This window comes from Gammaproteobacteria bacterium, from assembly GCA_035546635.1.
Taxonomy (GTDB): Bacteria; Pseudomonadota; Gammaproteobacteria; order JAURND01; family JAURND01; genus DASZWJ01.
Window position 1 is genome coordinate 1 of the sequence record DASZWJ010000016.1, and the last position, 1,917, is coordinate 1,917.

Genomic DNA, 1,917 nt, shown 5'->3' on the forward strand with positions numbered 1-1,917 from the left:
ATTAAGTGAAAACCTGTTGAATGAAGTCAAAGCTTATTGCCAATGGGCTGGGATTGAGCGCACGGGGGAATTTTTCATTCAAGCGGTGGACTATATCTTGAAAAATGACAAGGAATGGCGCAAGGTTTCGACGCAGCAATCTGCGCCCATCTAGACCGGAATTACAGGGTGCCTTTACGGTAGTGAAAAATTTACAGGTAAGATAAAATAAGTTCTGTATTTCCAAATGAAAAAGGAGTGTTACTTATGGAAAGCCAGCCTATGGGTCGTTTTGTGCCTTGTATTTGCGTCGTTGGAGAGGAACATATGCCCGCCGTTGCAGTAGTTACTGATAAGGAACCACCGGAAGTGTTAATTGAAAGTGTCCGCATGGATTATATAAGCCATGACCCCATGAAAGCTTATAACCAAGCGCTGGAAGATTATAATAATGCGCTTAGTGAGGTAGAGTCTATCCCTGATAGAAATGAGCGCTCGCAATCCCTTGTGTCTGCTTTAAAGCATAGGGGCTATGTATTGACACCTAAAACAATTCAAAGCTTGATGCTTCATGCGACATCGCATGATACCTTGCATTGATTACAATGCTCCTTCTCAATGTGTGGGTTAAATACCCTCTAGAAAAGATTGATAACTGGTTATAGTCTGACAGGGATTCTGAGTGTACCAACCTTCAACAATACAGTAATACATTTCTCTATCGGGTAATTGGATAGCATCTTGAATGACCCAGTCTTTAAAGGCGGGTATCACAAGGCTCTCAGGTGGAAGGCAGACTAGTTTGGTTTTATTCGCCAAACTGGCTAGGATTTTTTTGGGCACAGATTTTTCAGTGGCAGCCATATCATAAAACAGCTCTATATCAGCTGGTGTGCGCACGATCAACCAAGTGGGTTCGCCATGTGCATTCAACATTAAAAAACTACCCGATTGATCGAGCAAATAATGTTCTATTGCTTGGTATTTTTTTTTGGTTTCCTGAAATAATTTCTGATAGTGATTATCTTGTAGTGGGTGATTTTTCTGGATTAGAAGCGGCTCTAATACGGCAATGGATAATTCTGCAAAATAATCCTGTTGAAGTTCATTGATGTAGCGAATTAACTGCTCATGATAATTTGGATGGCTTTTTAATAAAAACCGATCAATTTCTTTTTGATTAAAAGCGGCTATTGCCGTGTGTTGGTCGGCTTCGCCAGTCAGCAGAATAACTTTTAGGGGTATTCTTGACTTTAGCATACGCGCCACTTCCAAACCATTTTGACTGGGCATGTCATAATCAACTACCAGTATTCCAGCTCTTTCAAAACGTTTAGAGTTAAATATTTCCTGATGAATGTTGATGATTTCAACATCGATAGAAAATTTACTAAACTCTTCATCTTGCAATTGCAAATATTGTGATTTTAATGCATTTTGCCAGCTGTGGTTATTTAAGAGGAATACTTGTGCTTGAGCTGGGGCGGTGAATAGCTGACATTTAAACTGGTCTGACAGGGCTAATGAAAGACTACTAATAAATTCAGCATCATCGTCTAACAACACAATTTGCGTTGGGTGATAAAGTGCGGATATTTGCATGGTTACTCCTGTTGGGTTGGTTTCCTTGGAAAAGTGAGAATGAATTCGGTGTATTCTTGCCATTCTGATTGGCAGGTGATACTGCCGCCGAAGCTTTTTAAGGTCATGGCGCAAAAGGCTAAGCCAATGCCAGTGCCTTTGTTGGTATCAACGGTGAAAAAAGGATCAAAAATTTTTGGTAGATTTTCAGATTTGATACCCGCACCTGTGTCTTTAAAATGAATCTGGTTATGCCTTGGATGATGTTCCAACCAAATATGGATGTTTCCTTTGCCTGCCTTGCGGATAAAATAGATAGCATTCTTAAATAAATTAAACAGGACATGTATTAGTAAC

The 1,917-nt window shown here is 39.9% G+C and carries 3 protein-coding genes; 1 reads left to right on the forward strand and 2 read right to left on the reverse strand.

Annotation, left to right across the window (positions count from 1 at the left end):
- The first annotated feature begins 246 nt into the window (after positions 1 to 246).
- Positions 247 to 579, forward strand: coding sequence for a hypothetical protein (locus VHE99_02760; protein HVV67946.1), 333 nt, complete (start codon positions 247 to 249; stop codon positions 577 to 579).
- A gap of 27 nt (positions 580 to 606) precedes the next feature.
- On the opposite strand, the gene VHE99_02765 is transcribed toward VHE99_02760, so the two are convergent.
- Both VHE99_02765 and VHE99_02770 read right to left on the reverse strand, forming a co-directional pair.
- A complete protein-coding gene (locus VHE99_02765; GenBank protein ID HVV67947.1) occupies positions 607 to 1,581 on the reverse strand; it encodes a response regulator in 975 nt (324 codons plus the stop codon).
- A 2-nt stretch (positions 1,582 to 1,583) separates the two neighbouring features.
- Positions 1,584 to 1,917 (reverse strand): ATP-binding protein (locus VHE99_02770; GenBank protein HVV67948.1); only part of this gene is annotated, 334 nt, incomplete at its 5' end.